General features: G+C 59.0%; 17 protein-coding genes. 10 read left to right on the forward strand and 7 right to left on the reverse strand.

Features of this window, described 5'->3' with window-relative positions; genetic code table 11:
* From BUE15_RS10330 to BUE15_RS10355, 6 genes are all read left to right on the forward strand, one after another.
* A partial coding sequence (locus BUE15_RS10330) for an IS982 family transposase (protein WP_139252216.1) occupies positions 1-521 on the forward strand: 521 nt, incomplete at its 5' end.
* Between the two features lie 184 nt (positions 522-705).
* Positions 706-2,793, forward strand: a complete 2,088-nt coding sequence (locus tag BUE15_RS10335) for a BatA domain-containing protein (RefSeq protein ID WP_073284205.1) — start codon at positions 706-708, stop codon at positions 2,791-2,793.
* 45 nt (positions 2,794-2,838) lie between these two features.
* Entirely contained in the window at positions 2,839-3,363 is a 525-nt protein-coding gene (locus BUE15_RS10340; protein ID WP_170865235.1) for a DUF4199 domain-containing protein, read from the forward strand.
* A gap of 48 nt (positions 3,364-3,411) precedes the next feature.
* Positions 3,412-3,936 carry a DUF4199 domain-containing protein gene (locus BUE15_RS10345; RefSeq protein ID WP_073284212.1) on the forward strand — a complete coding sequence of 175 codons (525 nt, stop codon included), beginning with the start codon at positions 3,412-3,414 and terminating at the stop codon, positions 3,934-3,936.
* The gene (locus tag BUE15_RS10350; RefSeq protein ID WP_244535934.1) at positions 3,929-4,909 is read left to right on the forward strand and encodes a glycosyltransferase family 2 protein; all 981 of its coding nucleotides are present in this window, start codon (positions 3,929-3,931) and stop codon (positions 4,907-4,909) included. Before BUE15_RS10345 ends, BUE15_RS10350 begins: the two co-directional genes overlap by 8 nt.
* Before the next feature lie 66 nt (positions 4,910-4,975).
* The gene (locus BUE15_RS10355) at positions 4,976-6,106 is read left to right on the forward strand and encodes a glycosyltransferase (protein ID WP_073284218.1); all 1,131 of its coding nucleotides are present in this window, start codon (positions 4,976-4,978) and stop codon (positions 6,104-6,106) included.
* 84 nt (positions 6,107-6,190) lie between these two features.
* Here BUE15_RS10355 and BUE15_RS10360 read toward each other — a convergent pair whose 3' ends face one another.
* Complete coding sequence (locus BUE15_RS10360) at positions 6,191-7,288, reverse strand: glycosyltransferase family 9 protein (RefSeq protein WP_073284221.1); 1,098 nt, start codon at positions 7,286-7,288, stop codon at positions 6,191-6,193.
* A gap of 516 nt (positions 7,289-7,804) precedes the next feature.
* Positions 7,805-9,169: an adenylosuccinate lyase gene (purB, locus tag BUE15_RS10365; RefSeq protein ID WP_073284224.1), complete on the reverse strand. Its 1,365-nt coding sequence runs from the start codon at positions 9,167-9,169 to the stop codon at positions 7,805-7,807.
* 164 nt (positions 9,170-9,333) lie between these two features.
* On the opposite strand from purB, the gene BUE15_RS10370 reads away from it, so the two are divergent.
* Complete coding sequence (locus BUE15_RS10370) at positions 9,334-11,484, forward strand: transglycosylase domain-containing protein (RefSeq protein ID WP_073284228.1); 2,151 nt, start codon at positions 9,334-9,336, stop codon at positions 11,482-11,484.
* Between the two features lie 81 nt (positions 11,485-11,565).
* Here the strand turns inward: BUE15_RS10370 and BUE15_RS10375 are convergent, their stop codons facing one another.
* The 3 genes from BUE15_RS10375 to hemG all read right to left on the reverse strand — a co-directional run bounded on the left by BUE15_RS10375 (position 11,566) and on the right by hemG (position 14,799).
* The gene (locus BUE15_RS10375) at positions 11,566-12,501 is read right to left on the reverse strand and encodes a TerC family protein (protein WP_073284581.1); all 936 of its coding nucleotides are present in this window, start codon (positions 12,499-12,501) and stop codon (positions 11,566-11,568) included.
* A 60-nt stretch (positions 12,502-12,561) separates the two neighbouring features.
* Positions 12,562-13,350, reverse strand: a complete 789-nt coding sequence (locus BUE15_RS10380; protein WP_073284231.1) for a polyprenol monophosphomannose synthase — start codon at positions 13,348-13,350, stop codon at positions 12,562-12,564.
* A 117-nt stretch (positions 13,351-13,467) separates the two neighbouring features.
* Positions 13,468-14,799, reverse strand: coding sequence for a protoporphyrinogen oxidase (hemG, locus tag BUE15_RS10385; RefSeq protein ID WP_073284234.1), 1,332 nt, complete (start codon positions 14,797-14,799; stop codon positions 13,468-13,470).
* A gap of 134 nt (positions 14,800-14,933) precedes the next feature.
* Here hemG and BUE15_RS10390 point away from each other — a divergent pair, with 134 nt between their 5' ends.
* Complete coding sequence (locus BUE15_RS10390; RefSeq protein ID WP_073284237.1) at positions 14,934-15,446, forward strand: D-glycero-alpha-D-manno-heptose-1,7-bisphosphate 7-phosphatase; 513 nt, start codon at positions 14,934-14,936, stop codon at positions 15,444-15,446.
* A 428-nt stretch (positions 15,447-15,874) separates the two neighbouring features.
* On the opposite strand, the gene BUE15_RS21945 is transcribed toward BUE15_RS10390, so the two are convergent.
* On the reverse strand, positions 15,875-16,030 hold the full coding sequence (locus tag BUE15_RS21945) for a hypothetical protein (RefSeq protein WP_170865236.1): 156 nt from the start codon (positions 16,028-16,030) through the stop codon (positions 15,875-15,877).
* A 99-nt stretch (positions 16,031-16,129) separates the two neighbouring features.
* Entirely contained in the window at positions 16,130-17,554 is a 1,425-nt protein-coding gene (locus BUE15_RS10395; RefSeq protein ID WP_073284240.1) for a type III PLP-dependent enzyme domain-containing protein, read from the reverse strand.
* A gap of 289 nt (positions 17,555-17,843) precedes the next feature.
* On the opposite strand from BUE15_RS10395, the gene rocF reads away from it, so the two are divergent.
* Entirely contained in the window at positions 17,844-18,818 is a 975-nt protein-coding gene (gene rocF / locus BUE15_RS10400; protein WP_073284243.1) for an arginase, read from the forward strand.
* Positions 18,819-19,211: 393 nt separating this feature from the next.
* Entirely contained in the window at positions 19,212-21,005 is a 1,794-nt protein-coding gene (gene argS / locus BUE15_RS10405) for an arginine--tRNA ligase (protein ID WP_073284246.1), read from the forward strand.
* The last annotated feature ends 87 nt before the right edge of the window (positions 21,006-21,092 follow it).

Here is a 21,092-nt window from a genome sequence, read left to right on the forward strand (position 1 = left end):
ACGTGCTCGACTCGTTTCCGGTGGCCGTGTGCCACAACACGCGCATTCCGCGCTGCAAGCTCTTGACGGGCAAGGCCTACCACGGCCGCTGCGCCAGCAAGCGCGGTTGGTTTTACGGCCTGAAAGTGCAGGTGGTGGCTACCAGCGACGGCATTCCCGTCGAGTTCCACATCCACGCCGGGGCCGAGTCGGAGCAAACCGGCCAGCGCGGGCTGCCGTTGGACCTGCCCATCGGTAGCGTCCTGTACACCCATGCCGGCTACACGGACTACGTGGCCGAGGACCTCTTCCACGAGGCCAGCGGCAGCCAGCAGGTCACGGCTCGCCGCACCAACAGCACACGCCCGCTGCACCCGGCGCAAACCTTTCTGCTCCAGTATTTCCGCAAAGGCATCGAAACCTGTTTCAGCCAACTCACGGCCCGCTTTCCCAAGCAGATTCATGCCGTGACAGCCGCCGGATTTGCCCTCAAAATTGCCCTCTTCGTTTTCGCCCACACCCTCCACCAAGCCGGCCTATAGCCCGCAACTTGGGTTTGCTAATTAAGATTATATATAAGTGTTGTTACCTAATTTACGTCATGCATATTCTATGCTTTTGAATCTATAGTAACGAAGTAAGGCCTATCTATTAATCAGGAGTCCTGAATATGAGCTGTAGTTGAGAAGATACGATTGATGGGGAGCGTCCTTATTCGGGCTGCTTATGTCTATCTTCATGCTTCAATGCTTCCTCATGTCCTTAACTCACCCTTGGTTTCTACTTGGTCTGCTTGCGTTAGCTATTCCTATAGCTATCCATCTATTTGAACTGCGGCGGCCTAAGCGCGTGGTCTTTACTAATGTTGAGTTTATCAAGGAAGTCAGGCTAGTTACTGCTCGCCAGCGTAAACTCAAGCATCTGTGGATTTTGCTGGCCCGACTAAGCTTCGTTTTGTTTCTGGTCATGATGTTTGTGCAGCCTTATATAGCTGCTCCAATACAGGATAGTAAGCAACGTGTAGTGGGTGTGGTGGTCGATTCTTCCCCTAGCATGCAGGCTGGCGCGAGTGAAGCAGACAACTATTTCGATCAAGCAGTAGAGCAAGCCAGGAATCTGCCGAATGCTTATTCAGCAGGTGGGCAGTTCATGTTTGCTCAAGATCAACTTCAGCCATTGAACTCGGCAGCTTATCGGGAGTCGTTGGATAAGCTGCGGGTTTCCGGGCAGAGCGCTAGCCTTACTAACTTGATCAACCGTGCCGGAGCTAGTGTGGGGGCTCAGAAGGCAGGGGAGATATTTGTCTTTTCGGACTTTCAGAGAAATGCGTTTACCGTTCAGAGCTTGGAAAAGCTGGACTCAACGCAACAAGTGTTTCTAGTCCCGGTAGGTGGAGCAAATTCGCGCAATGCTTTTGTGGATAGTGTCTGGCTTGATGACGCATTTGTGCGCAGCAACACCGATATAACGGTTCATGTGCGTCTACGCAATGGCGGAAAAGAGCCAGTAGAAAATTGCCAGGTGAAACTGTTCGTTGGCCAGCAGCAAGCTACGGCCTTCACGGTGACGGTGCCGGCGAAAGAGCCAATTGCTGTGACTGCGCGCGTGCGCATAACCTCAGCTGCCCCTGCCTACTGTAGAGTGGAGTTGGAGGACTATCCGGTTACGTTCGACAACGCTTATTATTTCTCGCTGCAGCCCTCTCCCAAAGTGCGCGTACTGGATATAGCCGGGCCGCAAGTGCCGCCGACGCAGCAACTATACTCCAACGAACCACTGTTCAGCTACAGCCGCACAACTGCCGGTAGCCTGAGCTATCAGTCAATTGAGGGAGCCAGCCTGGTACTGGTGCAAGGGCAGAGTCAACTAACTGCCAGCCTGCGCGAGAGTCTGCAACGAGTGGTGCAGCGTGGTGGTTCGGTCGCAATTGTGCCTACCAGTAATGTGCAGGGGCGCGCTTCCTACGATTTGCTTTTCCGAGAGCTTGGCGTTGGGCCAGTGCAATGGGAGGATGCGGCCAGCGCGCCGGTGTTACGCTCCGTGGCCACACCTGAGCGGCGCAACCCCTTCTTTCGGGATGTATTTAGTGCGCAAAGCCGCCAGCCGGTGATGCCTAAGGCGGCGCCGGTGTTGCGCTGGTCACGGTCGGGTAGCGAAATTCTGCGGCTGCAGGACGGTGACGGGTTTCTGGGGGCATTTACCAGCGGCAACGGAACAGTCTACTTGTTTTCGACTCCGTTTGATGAGGCGCGTACCGATTTTATGCAGCACGCTTTGTTTGTGCCGGTGATGTACCGGCTGGCAATGCAGAGCTTCCAGCGTGAGCAGCAGCCGGCGTATCGGCTCAACCAAGGAACCGTTGTGGTACCGGTAGATGCCGTTCCGGGCCAGGGTGAGCAGGTATTCAAGCTCATTAAAGACAGCCTGACCTACATTCCCAGTCAGCGGCTACAGGCCGGTACGCTCCGCTTTGAAGTGCCGGCTGCCATGCGCGAGCCGGGCTTCTACACATTGGTGCGTGGCAGCCAGCCGGTGGCTACGTTGGCGTTCAATATTGACAAAAAAGAGTCGGAGCTGGCGGCTTACTCCGCGGAGGAATTGCGGCAGCTCATCGGGCCTACCCGCAAGAACGTGCAGGTGTATGACGCCAGTACGGGTGAGTCGGTGGCGGCGCGCTACAAGGCGGAGCGGGTAGGCACCCCGCTGTGGCAGTATTGCCTGTGGGCCGCGCTGGCTTCCCTGCTGGCCGAAGTGCTGTTGCTGCGCTTCATGAACCGTACTAAAACCGCCGAGCCGGTGGCCATGGCCGCCTAGAATGGAAGCAGGCGTCGTATCTTGCCGCTCTCATCTGATTTGCTCTTGGAAACTACTGCTCCTACTTCCAGCCCGGTTTTGCGCACTGCTTTGTTGTGCGGCACGGTAGCTGGCCTGCTCTGCATTGGTTGGGTCCTCTTTCTGTACCTGACCGACAACAACCCATACGGTCCTAAACGGACACTGTCGGATTTCTTCCCTCCGATTGCCGCTGTTGTCAGCCAGATTCTGTTGCGGAGGTATTATGCCGAAGGGCCTGGGTTGGGGAAGGCAGTAGGCGTGGGAGTATTGGTGACGGTGCTGACTGCGCTGCTGGCCGCTACCGGGCTCTACCTGTTCGCCCGCACTGCCGATGCCAGCCTCATCGAGCAGCATCTGGTGGAGGCCCGGCAGCTGCTGGAAAATGCCAAGTCGTTGTATATGGCCCAGACCAACGGGCGGCAGCAATTTGAGGCTACACTGCGCAATCTGGCGCATACTCCGGCGGCTTTTGCACAGGACGAATTTCTGAAGAAGATGCTGCTGGGCATCTTAATCAGTATTCCAGGCGGGATATTCCTGAGGAAATAGAATATTGCACCCTGCAAATTCTTTCTTCCACTTTCCAACACCTTTCCCATGGAAAACACAACTACTCCTGTTACGACCAGCGCCGTAGCCATCCGCTATGGCCTGCTGACCGGGCTGGTATCCATCATTTTCTCGTTTCTGCAACTCAGCCTCATCGACGATCCGGAAACACCGCTGCGCTGGCTGAGTCTGGTGATTCTTGCGGTAGGCATCTGGCTGGCCCATAAACAGTTTAAGCAGCTTAATAATGGGTTTATGAGCTACGGCCAGGGTGTGAGCCTTGGCACCATCCTGGCAACAGTTTCGGGAGTGATTGGAGGGGTGTTCAGCTACATATACTTCACGTTCATCGACCCTACCTATATGCAGCGCGTTATGGACCTGACCCGCTCACGCATGGAGGAAAAAGGCATGGACGACGCCCAAGTCGACCAGGCTATGGCTATGGCGGAAAAGTTTTCCGGGCCAATAGCTACCACGATATTCGCGGTTCTGGGAGCCTTGCTTATTGGCCTCATCATTTCACTGGTGATATCTGCCATCACCAAACATGCCCGCCCCGAGTTTGAGTAAACGTCCTTCTTTTCCGGTTGAGCTATCCATCGTCGTTCCGTTGCTCAACGAAGCCGAGTCGCTGCCGGAGCTGACCCGCTGGATACACCGCGTGCTAACCCAGCATGGGCTTACCTACGAGGTGATTCTGGTAGACGACGGCTCCACCGACACTTCCTGGGAAGTAATTGAGGAGCTGGCCGAAACCGATACGCACCTGCGCGGCATCCGCTTCAACCGCAACTACGGCAAGTCGGCGGCCCTGAACGTGGGCTTCAAGGAAACGAGCGGGCGGGTGGTGTGCACCATGGACGCCGACCTGCAGGACTCGCCGGAAGAGCTGCCCGAACTGTACCGCATGATTACGGAGCAGGGCTACGACCTGGTGAGCGGCTGGAAAAAGAAGCGCTTCGACCCCTTGTCGAAAACCATTCCGACCAAGCTGTTCAACGGCGTCACGCGTTGGATTTCGGGCATCCAGCTGCACGATTTCAACTGCGGCCTCAAAGCCTACGACCACCGCGTGGTACGCAGCATCGAGGTGTATGGCGAAATGCACCGCTATATCCCCGTTATTGCCAAATGGGCAGGTTTCCGCAAGATTGGCGAGAAGGTGGTGCAGCACCAGGAGCGTAAGTACGGCACCACCAAGTTCGGGCTGGAGCGGTTCGTGTACGGCTTCCTCGATTTGATGAGCATCACGTTCGTGAGCCGATTCCGGCGGCGCCCCATGCACTTTTTCGGCACGATGGGCATGATTTCGTTTGTGCTCGGGATGCTGATTACGCTGTGGCTGGTGAGCGAAAAGGTGTATCTGTCCTTCCACAACCTGGAGGCCCGCAACGTAACAGACCAGCCGCTGTTTTTCCTGGCCCTGACGGCCGTGATGATTGGGGCTATGCTGTTCCTGACGGGCTTCCTGGCTGAGCTGATCCAGCTGAACGGCGCCAACCGCAACGACTACCTGGTGCGGGACAAGGTAAACCTTACGTAAGACAACACGAGCTGAAACGTCATGCGAAGCCGCAGCTTTGCATGACGTTCTTTTTTGCAGAAGCCTATGAAAGTGGTCATCATCGGGCCGGCGTATCCGCTCAGGGGCGGGCTGGCCACCTACAACGAACGACTGGCCCGCGCCTTCCGCGAAGTCGGCGACGAGGTGCGGCTGGTGACATTTTCGCTGCAATACCCCGATTTCCTGTTTCCGGGCCAGACGCAGTTCAGCACCGAGCCCGGCCCCGCCGACCTCGATATCGAAGTCAGCATCAACTCCGTGAACCCCTGGACGTGGTGGCGCGTGGGCAATAAGCTACGCCGCGAAAAGCCGGATCTGGTGATTTTTCGGTTCTGGCTGCCGTTTATGGGGCCGGCGCTGGGCACGATTGCGCGAGTAATTCGCCGCAACCGCCACACCCGCCTCGTCGCCATCACCGATAATGTAATTCCGCACGAGAAGCGCCCCGGCGACCGGCCACTCACGCAGTATTTCCTTGCAGCCTGCCACGGTTTCGTGACCATGAGCCGGGCGGTGCTGGCCGATTTGCGCCGCCTGCATTTCCGGCAGCCGGCCCTCTACAAGCCGCATCCGCTCTACGACAATTTCGGCCCGCTCAGGCCCAAAGCAGAGGCCCGGCAAGCCCTAGGCCTCGACCCGGCGTTCGGTTACCTGCTGTTCTTTGGCTTTATCCGGGCCTACAAGGGGCTCGATATTCTGCTGGAAGCGTTTGCCGACCCCCGCCTGGCCGCATTGCCCGTGAAACTCATTGTAGCGGGCGAATACTACGAGGACGCCGCGCCCTACGAAGCCCTGATCCGGCAGCACAACCTGGAAAGCCGCCTGATTCGCGCCACCGACTTCATTCCGAATGAGCGGGTGGTAGACTATTTCTGCGCCGCCGATATGGTAGTGCAGCCCTACAAAAACGCCACGCAGAGCGGCGTTTCGCAGATTGCCTATCATTTCGAGCGGCCCATGCTGGTGACAGACGTAGGCGGCCTGGCTGAGCTGATACCGGATGGCGAAGTCGGCTACGTAGTACCGCCGAAGCCCCAGGCTATTGCCGATGCGCTGGTGGATTTCTACGAACACCAGCGCGAAGCGGAGTTTACGGCCGGCGTATGGGCGCGCAAAAAGGAATTCTCGTGGAGCGAGATGGTGACGGCCTTGAAGGAAGTCGCCAGCCCCAGTTGAGCAGCGCTTGTATTTTGAGCCGTAGCATAAAAAGAGCCTCCCGCACTGCAGTCGGGAGGCTCTTTGCTTACTGTGTAGCTGGCATTATACCGGTACGCTTGCCTGCACAGCGGCGAATACCTTTTCAGCCGGCAAATCCTCCATGCAACTGGTACCGAGCTGGCAGGTGCCGCGGTAGAAACACACGCACTGCTTGTCCGGCCCCACCAGCTGGCCGCGGCCGTAGAGGTCGAATTCGTAAGGGTTGAAGATGTTGTTCATCAGGATGGTGGGCTTGCCCAGCGCAATGCTGATGTGCATGCCCATGGTCACCTGCGTCACGATGCCGTCCATTTGGTGCATGAGGTTGATGAACTGCTGCAGCGGAAACGTGCCCAGATACGTGGCGCCGGTGGCAGCCTGCAGCACCTGGTTGCGGGCGTTTTCTGCTTCGCCGCCCAGGAGCACGGGCGCGTAGCCGGCGGCCTGCAGCTGTGTAATCAGGGCAATCCATTTCTCGTCCGACCACAGGCGCGTCGTCCACCGGTCGCCGCAGCCGGTGTTGAGGCCGATGCGCGGCCGGCCCTCCGGGAGGGCTTCCCAGCGGTAGCCCTTGTCCTCGTGCGTGTCGAACACGTATTCTTCGCCCCGGAAATCGAAGCCGCACAGCTCGAATATCTCCTGCACGTAGGGCTTCTGGTTCTGCAGGCTGAGCTGGTCGAAAACGCCGGTCAGGAATTTATGGTGAGCCTGCTCGTTCTGGGGCCACGCTACCCCGTCGTACTCGCGCAGCGTGTAGCCGAACTTAGCCGGCGCCTCTACTTTGAGCAGCAGCGCGCAGGCTTCCTTTTCCTTGTCGAGGTTGATGGCTACATCGAAGTGCCGGGCCATAAGCTGCAGAGAGCTGGCGAAATCGAACTTCAGAATCTCGTCTACCTCCCCCTGGGGCAGAATGGCGGGCGTGAGCGTGAGCCACGTAATATAGCAGCCCGGGTACTCCTGGCGCAGCCGGCGCAGCAGCGGCGTGGTCCGAATTACGTCGCCGATGGCACCCAGCTTGATGAGCAGAATGCGTTTCTGAACCGGCGCGTACACCGGACAGCTCTGGCAGATGTAGCCGTGCTCCTTGTTAGGGCGGCAGGGCAGGTCGCCGCGGAAATAGCGGCAGTCGGCATGAACAGTGACGCCGGAAAGGTCGGACATAAGGGGCACGGTTAGGAACCGCGAAGATAGCCAGCCAGTCCGATGTTGGGTATAGCCTTTAACGGGGAAGTAGCTGCGGAATACGCGGCGCCTCCGGATTATGGCTCCCTGGCGCGTCAGATTCGGCGGGCCTGGAGGCGGGCCGCACCGAGTACCAGTTTGGCAAGTCGGTGCATTGGGCGGCAGGAGGCATCAGCTTGTCGCGGGTGCTGGCCGGCAGCTCACCAGAAGCGCTGCCTGAAGCGAAAGAAGTGAAGTCTGACATGCAAATCGGCGATTGGTACAAGGGCGAGTTTGTACCAAAGTTTCACCAATTCCTTCTACTTGGCAATACCTAGTTTTCGGTATTTTAACCAGAATCACCTAGTGTTAAGCTAATGGGAACATGTATCCACGGCACTACGAGGCAAGAGCGGAGACGGACACAAGCAGTTGCCGGAAGACTCTCCAGCACATAGCAAAGCCCGGCCGGTACAACTGCCAACCGGGCTTTGCACAACACGTCAATCGGACTTCCTAGATACCCACGTAGCTCTGCGGCGTGATGGCGCGCAGCTCAGCTTTCACACTTTCCTCTACGTTCAGGCCATCCACAAAAGCGGCAATGGTAGTAGCCGAAATGGCCTCGCCGGTACGGGTCAGGGCCTTGAGGGCGTTGTAGGGGTCGGGGTAGTTTTCGCGGCGGAGCACCGTCTGGAGGGCTTCGGCTACTACCGCCCAGTTAGCTTCCAGGTCGCGGTGCAGGGCGGCTTCGTCGAGGGCCAGCTTGTTGAGGCCGCGTTGCAATGCCGTGAGGGCAATGAGCGTGTGGCCCAGCGGCACGCCCAGGTTGCGCAGCACCGTGGAGTCGGTCAGGTCGCGCTGCAGGCGGCTGATGGGCAGCTTGGCCGCCAAGTGTTCCAGCACGGCGTTGGCCAGGCCCAGGTTGCCCTCGGCGTTTTCGAAGTCAATGGGGTTCACCTTGTGCGGCATGGCCGACGAGCCCACTTCGCCGGCCTTGATGGTCTGGCGGAAATAGCCCATCGAAATGTACTGCCACACGTCACGAGCCAGGTCGATGAGGATGGTGTTGAGCCGTTTCAGGGCGTCGCAGAGCGCGGCCAGGTGGTCGTAGTGCTCAATCTGGGTGGTGGGGTAGGAGCGGTGCAGGCCCAGGCGGTTGTTCACGAATACCTCCGCGAACTGGTGCCAGTCAACCTGCGGGTAGGCTACGTTGTGGGCGTTGAAGTTGCCGGTGGCACCCCCGAATTTCGCCCCGAACGGCACCTGCCCCAGCAGCGCCACCTGCGCATCAAGCCGCGCCACAAACACCTGCACTTCCTTGCCCAGGCGCGTGGGCGAGGCCGGCTGCCCATGAGTGCGGGCCAGCATCGGCACCTCGGCCCACTGCCCGGCCCGCTCGGCCAGGCTGTTGCGCACCTGCGCGTAGGCGGGCAGCAGCGTGTTGATGAGGGCGTGCTGCAAGCTCAGCGGCACGGCCGTATTGTTGATGTCCTGCGACGTCAGGCCGAAGTGAATAAACTCCAGGTACCCGCCCAGCCCCAGCGCCGTAAACTGGTCGCGCAGGAAGTATTCCACGGCTTTTACGTCGTGGTTGGTTACTTTTTCGTGGGCTTTCACGGCTTCAGCATCTGCCGCCGAGAAGTTCTTATAGATGCCGCGGAGCTGCTCAAACACGGTGGCATCTACCGCCTGCAACTGCGGGAGCGGCAATTCGCAGAGCGCAATGAAATATTCAACCTCCACCAGCACGCGGTAGCGAATCAGGGCCAGCTCCGAAAAATAAAGGGCCAACGGGGCCGTGGCAGAGCGGTAGCGGCCATCGAGCGGCGAAACGGCAGTGAGCGAAGTGAGGGCAGCGTAGTCGGCAGCAGCGTTCATGCGTAGAGAGGGTTGGCCAGAAGTAGGCCAAAGGTAGCGAAGGCGCTGCGCGCCGGAAACCGACGAGGGCCTTTTTCGTTACCTTTGTACTCCGAGCGGCGGCGGATTTGGCCTGAATCTGGCCGAGCCGGGCCGCGACTTTCTTCTCTCTCCGAACTGTTCGCGTGACTCCAGCAACCAAGAAAAAAATAGGGATTGGCGTAGGTATCCTGGTGGCCCTGCTGGGCATTGGGCTGGCGGTGTTTCTGGCCAAACGGCAGCAGCTGCTCGATTACGCACTGCAGCAGGTGAAAGTCAAGGCCGAACGCAAGTACCCGGTTACGCTCACGCTGGGCCCGGCCCAGTTCACCGACCTGAATACGGTGCAGGTGGCCGGCATGAGCCTGGTGCCCAATGCCACGCCCTCCGATACGCTGATGCAGGCCCGCCTGATGACGGTTTCGTTGAGCGTAAAGTCGTTGTTTGCGGGGCGTCCGGTGTTCAGCAACCTCGAAATCAGCGACGCCCGCTTTACGGCGCGCAAAACCGCTGCCGGCACCGATAACTACTCGTTTCTCTACAGGAAGAAGGGCAAACAGCCCGCCGTGCCGCGCGACACGACCAAAGGCACCAACTACGGCCTGCTGGCCAACCAGCTGCTCGAAGCCGGCTTCGACAACATGCCCGGCGAAGCCGATTTCCAGAATTTTCTGGTCACCTACGACAGTCCCCGGCACCGCGCCCGCATCGTCATGCCCCGCCTCTCCATCGAAGACGGCGACATTCAGGGCCAGCTGACGGCCGTAATCGACTCGGTGGAAAACCGCGTGGGCGTGCAGGGGCACATCGAGCCCGGCGACTATGCGCTGAACGCCGAAATATTCGGGCTGGACCGCCGGCCCGTTACGCTGCCCTTCGTGCAGCGTCGCTATGGAGCCCGCGTGCAGTTTGATACGTTGCGCTTCAGCGTGGCCGATAAGGAGCTCGACGATGACGAGCTGACGCTGCGCGGCACTGCCTCCGCCGCCAACTTTATTGTCAATCACCCGAAGCTCTCCGACCGGGACGTGCGCTTCCCGCGCGGCGGCATCGACTTTGCGGCGCGCCTGGGGCAGGCATTTGCGGCCCTGGAAAAAGGCACGAAAGTCACGCTCAACCGCATGGAGTTTTATCCGGTGATGAGCATCCGCAAGCTGCCGCTGGAGCAGCGGGTGGTGGGCAAAACGATTAACGGCGTGCGCAACCGCCGCGAGCTGCTGGCCGGCCTGCAGGTGAAAGCCGACATTGAGTCGGCCGAAACGCCGGCCAACACGTTCTTCGCGGCGCTGCCCGAAGGCATGTTCAACACGCTGGAAGGCATGCAGGGCAGCGGCACGCTTCAGTACCGCATGCATCTCAACCTGGATATGAACCGCGTAGACAGCCTTGAATTCAACTCAAGCCTGACGCCGAAGAACTTCCGCATCACGCGCATGGGGGCTGAGGACCTCAACAAGCTCAACACGGAGTTCATCTATACGGCCTACAACGACAAAGGCGACTCCATCAAAGCGTTTGCCGTGGGGCCATCCAACCCGAAGTTTGTGCCCTACGATGACGTGGCCAACTACCTGAAGGCCGCCATCATGACGGCCGAAGACCCGCGCTTTCTCACGCACAAAGGCTTCATGGAAAAGGCTTTCGTGAAGTCGGCCATCCAGAATATCAAAGAGAAACGCTTCGCGCGCGGCGGCAGTACTATCTCCATGCAGCTGGTGAAAAACGTGTTTCTGACGCGGCAGAAAACCGTGACCCGCAAGATTGAGGAGGCCTTGATTGTGTGGCTCATCGAAAATACCAAACTGGTGTCGAAGGAGCGCATGTTTGAGGTGTACCTGAACATTATTGAGTGGGGCCCGAAAATATACGGCGCTACCGAAGCCGCGCAGTTCTACTTCGATAAGCAGCCCGCCAACCTCAACCTGTCCGAGAGCCTGTATATGGCCAGCATCATTCCGCGGCCCAAATACTACCAGAACTCCTTCAACCAGTACGGCGAAATGCGCAGCTCCTCGCGCTACTTCCACCGGCTTATTGCGGATCTGATGCTGCGCAAAGGCCTGATTTCAGAAGACGCCCGCAACACGCTGAGCTATAGCCTGAGTTTCCCCGGCCGCGCCCATGGCTCCATCTTCCGGGCCGTGCGCGACACCGTACGGGCTTTCCAGCCCTCCGATTCTACTCAGTTTGAGCCGCTGAACCTGATTGATTTGCTGGGCGGCATGCCCGACGAAGGCGTGAACACCAACGTGCCCGCCCCGCCCGGCGGCAACCCCAATCCGGCCCCCAAGCCGTAGCTCCCGTTCCGCACAGAAAAGCCCGGCTGATCAACTTCAGCCGGGCTTTTCTGTGAATAAACCTCTGTGCCAGGGCCGCCCTTACGGCTGAATAATTTCTTCCTCTTTCTTGGGCCAGATCAGCGACGCCACAACGGACAGCAGCAGCAGCCCGCCCACTACACCCAGCGACAAGCCCATCGAAACGTGAAACACCTCGGAGAACAGCAGCTTGGCCCCGATGAAAATGAGGATGAGCGAAAGGCCGTAGTGCAGGTAATGAAACAGCCGCATCAGGCCTTCCAGCGCGAAATACAGCGCCCGTAGCCCCAGCAGCGCAAACACGTTGGATGTGTACACAATGAACGTGTCGCGCGAGACGGCCAGGATGGCGGGAATAGAATCGGCGGCAAATACCACGTCGGTAGTTTCTACCATCACCAGCACCACCAGCAGCGGCGTGGCAAACAGGGTGCCGTTCTGGCGCACGAAGAACTTGCCACCGTGCAGCTGGTTGGTGATGGGCAGGTGCCGGCTCAGAAACTTAACGACGGGGTTGGAGTCGGGGTCAATATCGGGCTGGCCGCCGCTGGTAGCCATCTTGACGCCGGTATACACCAGAAAAGCGCCGAGCACATACAGCAGGAAGTGAAACTTGGCCAGCAGCGCGGCCCCGGCCAGAATAAAGACGGCCCGCAACACCAGCGCCCCGATAATGCCCCAGAACAGAATCTTGTGCTGATACTGCGCCGGAACCTTGAAGTAGCTGAAAATGAGCAGAAAGACAAACAGGTTGTCGACGCTCAGCGACTTCTCAATCAGGTAGCCCGTCAGGAACTCCATGCCCGCCTGCGGGCCCATCCAGTGGTAGACGAGGTAGTTGAACGACAGGGACAAAGCAATCCAGAAGGTGCTCCAGCCCAGCGCTTCGCGCATCTTCACGACGTGTGCCTTGCGGTTGAGCACCAGCAGATCGAGCAGAAGCATGGCCAGCACAAAGGCATTGAAGCCAACCCAGAACAGGGGAGTTATTTCCATGAGCAGAAGCAGGGTGAACCCAAAGAACGGTAACAACAGCCACAATAGCTGCCGCTACGCTTACCGGGTTTCGGAAGCGGAGGTTACGGACACCAGCGGCGCCGCGCTGCCGGGCCTTACCTGCTCGAAACGGCGGAACCAGCTGCTGACCTTCATCTTGATAACGCCCAGAAAAGCTTCCTGCACAATGCCCTTGCTCATCTTGGAGGTGCCGCGGGTGCGGTCGGTGAAAATAATGGGCACTTCCTTGATGCGGAAGCCATATTTATACGCCAGCCACTTCATTTCAATCTGGAAGGCGTAGCCCACAAACCGAATCCGGTCGAGCGGAATGGTGCGCAGCACGCGGGCTGTGTAGCACTTAAAGCCCGCCGTGGAATCCATGATGGGCATGCCCGTGATAAAGCGCACATACGCCGAGGCGAAATACGACATCAGCACCCGGTTCATGGGCCAGTTCACCACGTTTACGCCCTGAATGTAGCGCGAGCCGATAGCCAGGTCGTAGCCCTGGTGGGCGCAGGCGTCGTAGAGCTTCACCAGGTCGTCGGGGTTGTGCGAGAAGTCGGCGTCCATCTCAAACACATACTGATAGCCCCGATCCAGCGCCCACCGGAACCCGTGGATATAAGCGGTGCCCAGGCCCAGCTTGCCCTGGCGCTCTTCCAGAAACAGGCGTTCCGGAAACTCTGCCATCAGGTCCCGGATGATGGCCGCCGTACCGTCCGGCGAGCCGTCGTCGATGATAAGTACATCGAACGGCTTGGGCAACGAGAATACCTTACGGACGATGAGTTCCGCATTTTCACGCTCATTATAGGTGGGTATCAGGACGAGCCCATCATTCATTGGTCAAAGATAGAAGTTAGGCAGAGAGTGAAAAGCGGAAACAGGAATTTGTAAAACAGCGAATCAGCCGGTTTGATAGCACAGTGGGCCAGATAATTTCTGGCTGTTGGCAGCTTATTATTTCGTCAGCTCGGCGGCCACCTGCAGCGCATGCCGGATGCAGTCTGGCACGCCCACGCCGCCGCGCCAGTTGGCCACGCTCCAGATGCCCTGCGCCTGCAGCGCATCGGCTGCCGCATGTGCCGGCCCAATACGCTGGTCGAATTGCGGAATAGCCCGGGGCCAAAAGTACCGGAATTGCCACAGAGGTTGCGCGCCTTCCCGCACGTTGTACAGGCGGCTCAACTCCGCGTGCACCGCAGCTTTCTGGGCAGCTTCCGGCTGGCGGGCCTGCTCTTCGTACTGCGCGCCGCCCACAAATGTGGTGAAGAGCACCTGCCCGGCGGGCGCGCGGCCGGGAAAAATAGAACTGGTCCAGATGCTGCCGGCGGCATAAGGCTGCTCGATTTTGGGATTGAGCGCCCCGAATCCGTTCAGCGCGTGGCCCACATCAGCGCGCTGGTAGGCGGTGTAGATGGCGGCCATAGGCGGGTAGTACACGGCGGCCAGCGCGGCGGCGGCTTCCGGAAACAGCGACTGCAGGAGCGGGGCTGCCGCATAGGCCGGCAGCGCCAGAACCACGGCATCGTAGGCGAAGCCCCCGTTCAGGCCGGCCGCAGTCTGCACCTGGTAGCGCCCGTTGCTGGTGCGGAAAATAGCCTGCGCGGCCTGCCCGGTGTGGCGGTGCGTAAGTCGGGCAGCCAGCGCATCGGTCAGTGTCTGGATGCCTTTGCGCAGCGTGATGATGCGCCGACGACCGGCCCCGCCGCCCGCTTTGGCCAGGCCCCGCAGCACCGAGCCGTGCTGCTGCTCCAGGGCCGCTACTTTGCTGAAGGTTTTGTGCACCAGCAGCTGCTCCGGGTCGCCGGCATAGATGCCCGAAATGAACGGATTGACGGCATAGTCCACAATTTCCGGCCCGAAGCGCCGCCGGAAGAAGCTGGCTACCGTTTCCTGCGGATTAACGGGTAGTGCCGGCCGCAGAAACTCGCGCAGAATATTGAGCTTGCCCTTCAGGCTGAAGAAACCATTGGTGAGCAGCGTGGGCGGCGAGCCGGGCAATTCCTGGTAGCGGCCCTCGCGTAGCACGTAGCGGTGCTTGCTCACGGCGGCAGCATCCTCAATCTCCTCGTTCAGGCCCAGTTCCGTCAGCAGCGCCAGTAGCTCGTCGCTGAGCTGCAGCGAGTTGGGGCCGGTTTCAATGAGGTAGCCGGCCGGGTGCTGCACTGAGCGCAGGCAGCCGCCGGGCGTGTCGTCGGCCTCAAACAGGTCGTAGGCCACGCCGGCCTTTTGCAGTTGCCAGGCCAGCGTAAGGCCCGAAATACCGCCGCCGAGGATAGCTACAGTCATAGAAGTCAGGAAAAGAAGGTCACGGGAAAGAGCACCAGCGCCTACAAAGGTAAGACGGGGCCGCACTGGCCCGCTGGTGCCTGGCATTACTTCTACCTTTGCGGCCCGCCATCTATCCAACCAAATCAACTGCCATGAAAAATAAAGCCGTGTTTCTCGACCGGGACGGTGTACTCAACAATGAAATCGGCGACTATGTGTGGGAGCCCGACAAGCTGGTGGTTTCCGACGAGGTGCCCCAGAGCCTGGCCCGCCTCAAGCAGGCCGGCTACTACCTCATCGTCGTCACGAACCAGGCCGGCATTGCCAAAAAGCTTTACACGGCCACCGAGGTGCACGCCTGCCACGACAAGCTGCAGCAGGCCTGCAGCGGCATAATCGACGCCTTCTACTACGCGCCGGGGCACCCCAGCGTGTCGGAGTCGCTGCTGCGCAAGCCCGATTCGCTGATGCTGGAAAAGGCTATTGCGCGCTTTCACCTGGACCCGGCGCAGTGCTGGATGATAGGCGACCGGCTGCGCGATATGCAGGCTGGGGCCAAAGCCGGGGTGCAGGGCATTCTGGTGGGCGAGGACGAAGGCTACGGCTACCAGCCGCACGTAGCGCACCTGGCCGCCGCCACCGACCTTATTCTGGCCAGCCACTAGGCGGGTTTTCGGTAGGTATTTCCACCGCAACGCCGATTTCCGCTTGAGGAAATCGGCGTTGCGGTGGGGGCAGGGGGCTACTGCCGGTTAGCGGCTTCCGCGTGGCTGGCAGTCATGGCGGGTGCTGCCAGCTGAGTGTCAGGCTTTACGCTGCTGTACGCCGGGCATTTGGTGCGGCACGAGCTCAGAACCATGAGTGCCATAACTATGCAAAGCAGTGCATTATTCATCTTTAAATGCAAAAAGGGTGGAAATTGATACTAAGGCAATGGGCTAAAGATTAGATCATTCCATCTGATAACGAAATGAACTTCTATAAATTATACAGATTGTGAGTTAAGTTAAGTGTTGGGCAAGCAGAAAAGCCAGCCGCTGCGCAAGGCAAGGGCTGGCTTTACAAAAGCAGGAAGCTGGCTTCCGGCGGTAGCTTACAGGCGCGTAGCTTCCGGGGTAGCAGCAGACGCCGTAATCGGCGACGAGACACGGTTGGCGGCTTTGGTGCTGGTATAAGCCGGGCACTTCTGCTTGTTGCATGCGCTCAGACCCAGAACGGCCACAGAGGCCAGCAGGAGTAGCTTTTTCATTAATTGAAAATGTGAAACAGGTTAAGAAAGAGGAGTTAAGTCCAAAAATACGGTTTCCGGGCGCCCCGTCCAACCGCGCCGCCCGGAAATCCTGATATTCTAAGCCTGATAGCCCAGAATCCGCATCATGGAGTCGCTGGTCTGCTTTTCGCCGAATACGTAGTCGGTGATGTTGCCCTGCTCGTCGCGGTCCAGAATGACGTGCTTGGGTGCCGGAATCAGGCAGTGCTTGATGCCGCCGTAGCCCGAGAGGCTTTCCTGGTAGGCACCGGTATGGAAGAAGCCCACATACAGCGGCTCAGTGTCCTTGGCGGGCTTGGCTGACGCCGACCGTTGGTTGCGCTCCGGCAAAAACACCTGGTAGATGTGCTTCTCGGCATTGTAGTAGTCCTGCGAGTCGCAGGTGAGGCCGCCGAGCTGGATTTTCTTGTACTGCTTGTTCCAGCCGTTGAGCGCCAGCATGATAAAGCGCTGGTTTAGCGCCCAGGTGTCGGGCAGATTCGTGATGAACGAGCCGTCAATCATGTACCACAGCTCCTTGTCGTTCTGCAGCTTCTCATCCAGAATGCTGTAGATGGTAGCGCCCGACTCGCCCACCGTGAAAATGCCGAACTCGGTGAAAATGTCCGGCTCCGGCACGCCTTCCTCGGCGCAGATACGCTGGATAGTGCGCAGTACTTCCTCAATCATGTACGGGTAGTCGTACTCTTTCTGGATGCTGGTCTGGATGGGCAGGCCGCCCCCGATGTCGATGGTGGTCAGCGTGTCGCAGACTTTGCGCAGCTCGCAGTACTTATGCACAAAGCGGCTCAGCTCCGACCAGTAGTAGGACGTATCCTTGATGCCCGTGTTGATAAAGTAGTGCAGCATCGTCAGCTCGAAGCGCGGGTCGTTCTTGATTTTCTGCTCGTAGAGCGGAATAGCATCGGCGTAGCGGATGCCGAGGCGCGAGGTGTAGAACTGGAAGCGCGGCTCCTCATCAGAAGCCAGGCGCATGCCCACATTGCACTTCTCGCGTACGTTTTCGTGGTAGTACTCCACTTCGTTCGGCGAGTCGAGGATGGGCATGCAGTTCACAAACCCGTCGTTGATGAGGCTGGTGATTTCGCGCTTGTATTCTTCCGGCTTGAAGCCGTTGCAGATGATGTAGGTGTCTTTGCTGACCTTGCCCTTCTCGTGCATGGCCCGGATGATGCTGGTATCAAACCACGACGAGGTTTCGATGTGCACGCCGTTTTTGAGGGCTTCTTCCACCACGAAGCTGAAGTGCGAGGCCTTGGTGCAGTAGGCGTAGGAATACTTGCCCTGATACCCGATTTTCTCGATGCCCGCCCGGAACCACTCCTTGGCCCGCTGAATCTGGGAACTGATTTTGGGCAGATACGTGAGGCGCAGCGGTGTGCCGTGCTTTTTCACCAGCGCCATCAGGTCAATGTCGTGGAAGCGCAGCTCATTTTGCTCTACCTGAAACTCATCGGTAGGAAAGTCAAACGTCTGGGAAATCAGGTCGTGGTAGGTATCCATTGAAAGAAACGTGTGGAGAGGGGGCTATAAGGAAGAAACGGCTGTTCTGCTGCGCTGGTGCAGAAGTTCAGCCGTAAAAAGGGCAGCTTCAGAGTTCAGCTTTACTATTTCTTAACGCGGCGGTTTTTGCTGAACTTGCGGTGCAAAGATACCCCCTCGCGGGGGTTTTGGTTGTGCTTTGTTCGTTGGTTGCGCCGGAGGGTCCGCGCGCGTCAAGCCTGAGAGGAATTCCCACCCGCTCAATCGGCAAGCATCAGAACCACCCTAACCCTTTTCCTGCCAATGTAATATGCGACGCATTAAGCTTCTGGAAGTCCGCTCCGAGCTGGGAGCCGGGACCCGTGGTGCCAGTATGGGCGTAGATGCCCTGAAAGTGGCCTGCCTCAACAAAGGGTCCGACTACTTCCGTCGGTTCAACTCGGTGAATGTGCCGGACCTGAACCACGTGCTCTTCGAGAAAAACCATTTTCCGAAGGCCAAGCACATCGATTCTGTCTATACAGTGCAGAAAAATATTGCCAGCACCGTGGAGCAGACGCTCCGCTTCGGCGAGTTTCCGCTGGTGCTGGCCGGCGACCATAGCAACGCCTCCGGCACTATTGCGGGCATCAAGGCGGCCTATCCGCACAAAACGCTGGGCGTAGTCTGGATAGACGCCCACGCCGATATTCACTCGCCCTACACCACGCCCTCGGGCAACATGCACGGCATGCCGCTGTCCATCAGCCTCGGCGACGACAACCGCGAGTGCCAGCGCAACCAGCCGGAACCCGAAACCGAGTTTTTCTGGCAGAAGCTGAAAAACCTCGGCGAGCCGGGCCCCAAAATCGCGCCCGAGCACCTCGTGTACGTTGTCGTGCGCGATACGGAGGCTGAGGAAGACGCCGTAATAGAGCGGCTGGGCATCAAAAATTACAAGCTCGACGAAGTGAAGGCCAAGGGTACCCGCCAGGTGGCCCGCGAGATTTATGAGCGGCTGCGCTTCTGCGACATGGTCTACATCAGCTTCGATGTGGACTCGCTGGACTCGCGCTTCTCGAAAGGCACCGGCACGCCCGTGGTAGACGGCCTGAACGTGGAAGAAGCCATCAGCCTGTGCCGCGCCCTGCTCGACAACGACCGGGTGGTGTGCTTCGAGATGGTGGAAATCAACCCCACGCTCGACAATATGAACACCATGGCGACCAACGCCTTCGATATTCTGGAAGCCGCCACCGACGCCATTCAGAACCGGCTGCGTATGGAGGAAGTAGTGAGCCGCTGATGACATAGTGATGTCACCACCGTGACATAGTTATGTCACAGGTGTGACATAACTATGTCACAGAAAAGCGCCGGTAGGTCTGGCCGGTGACCTGGCGGGGCTGCTCTTGCGGGCGGCAACTTTTTCCGGTGGCTTCCGGCCGGGCTTTCTACCTTTGTAGCCGCAGCGGCCCGGCGTGGCTGCAGCGCTAAGTGCTTATGAAACCGGTTTTTTGGCAGCTTCTTTGGCGACGAATGTAGCGTAGGCTTCGGCTGGCGCAGGTGAGCCGGTACGCTTCCACGCGAGGCGCGCTGCTACCGGCCCGGCAGATGCTTACGCCCTTCCGCTGCTTCCGCCTGAAATCGACTTATTCCGAAGCCTGCAGCCGGCTTCATCCTCCGCATTCTGCTTTCCGTGCAACAACTCGAACAAACCCTCAAAGCGGCCCTTGGGGCAGCTATTACGCATGTATTCGGCACCGAGGTGCCCGCCGCTCAACTTACGCTGCAGCCCACCCGCAAGGAATTTGCGGGGCAGTTTACACTCGTCACGTTCCCGTTCACCAAGGCGCTGGGCAAAGGCCCCGAGCAGATTGGGCAGGCCGTGGGCGAGTGGCTGGTAGCCAACGAGCCGCTGGTATCGGGCTACAACGTGGTAAAAGGCTTCCTCAACCTCGAAATTGCCGATGCTGAGTGGGTGAACGTCTTCAATGCGCTCCGCCAGGCGCCGGCCGGCGCGCCCATCCCCACCGGTGGCCCCCAGAACGTGGTGGTAGAGTATTCGTCGCCGAATACCAACAAGCCGCTGCACCTGGGCCACTTGCGCAACAACTTCCTCGGCTACTCGGTGGCCGAGATTCTGAAAGCTACCGGCGCCACCGTCACGAAAGCCAACCTCGTCAATGACCGGGGCATTCACATCTGCAAATCCATGCTGGCTTACCAGCAGTACGGCCACGGCGAAACCCCGCAGAGCGCCGGCATCAAGGGCGACCATCTGGCCGGCAAATACTACGTGCTGTTTGAGAAGCACTACCGCGAGCAGGTGCGCCAGTTGGAAGCCGAAGGCGTGCTGCCCGACGTGGCCAAGCGCCAGGCCCCGATGATGCTGGAAGCCCAGGACATGCTGCGCGCCTGGGAGGCCGGCGACGAGGAAGTGGTAAGCCTCTGGCGCCAGATGAACGGCTGGGTGTACGAGGGCTTCGATGCTACTTACCAGAACATCGGCGTCGATTTCGACAAGTATTACTACGAGTCGGGCACGTACCTGCTGGGCAAGGAGCGGGTAGAGGAAGGCCTGCAGAAAGGCGTGTTCTTCAAGAAAGAAGACGGCTCGGTGTGGGTGGACCTCAAGGAGGAAGGCCTCGACGAGAAGCTCCTGCTCCGCGCCGACGGTACCAGCGTCTACATCACCCAGGACCTGGGCACGGCCGAGCTGAAGTACCAGGATTTCGGCTACGATTTGAGCGTGTACGTCATTGCCGACGAGCAGAACTACCACATGCAGGTGCTGAAGGCGGTGCTTAAGAAGCTGGGCAAGCCCTACGCCGATGCCATCTACCACCTCAGCTACGGCATGGTGGATCTGCCCTCGGGCAAGATGAAAAGCCGCGAAGGCACCGTGGTAGACGCTGACGAGCTGGTGCGCGAAGTGGTGGAAGCCGCCAAAGCCGCCACCCTCGAAAAAGGCAAAACCGAAGGCCTCTCCGACGACGAGCTCGGCCAGCTCTACCACATGCTGGGCCTGGGCGCGCTGAAATACTACCTGCTGAAAGTCGACCCCAGGAAGCGCATGCTCTTCAATCCCGAAGAGTCGGTGAAGCTGGAAGGCGACACGGGGCCGTTCATCCAGTACTCGCACGCCCGGATTGCCGCCATCATGCGCAAAGCCGCCGAAATGGGTATTTCTTCGGACGCTGATCTTAGCACGCTCACCGAGTTGCCGGCTGCGGCGCGGGAGATGGTGCAGGAGCTGGGCCGCTACCAGAGCGTGGTGCAGGAAGCTGCCCGCACGTTCTCGCCGGCTGTGGTGGCGCAGTATGCCTACGAGGTGGCCCGCGCTTACAACCGCTTCTACGCAGAAGTCCGGATTTTCCTGGAACCCAACGAAACTACCCGCGCCTTCTACGTGGCCCTTTCGGCCCAGACCGGCCAGACCATCAAGGCCAGCATGGGCCTGCTCGGCATTCAGGTGCCGGAGCGTATGTAAGCCTGATTCAGGCACAGAATCCCTTTCTTCTCAGCAGCAACGCCATATCGGGCGTTGCTGCTGTTTTTCTTTTGTCAACAACTCAGC

This window comes from Hymenobacter psychrotolerans DSM 18569 (assembly GCF_900142395.1).
In the GTDB taxonomy this organism is placed as follows: domain Bacteria; phylum Bacteroidota; class Bacteroidia; order Cytophagales; family Hymenobacteraceae; genus Hymenobacter; species Hymenobacter psychrotolerans.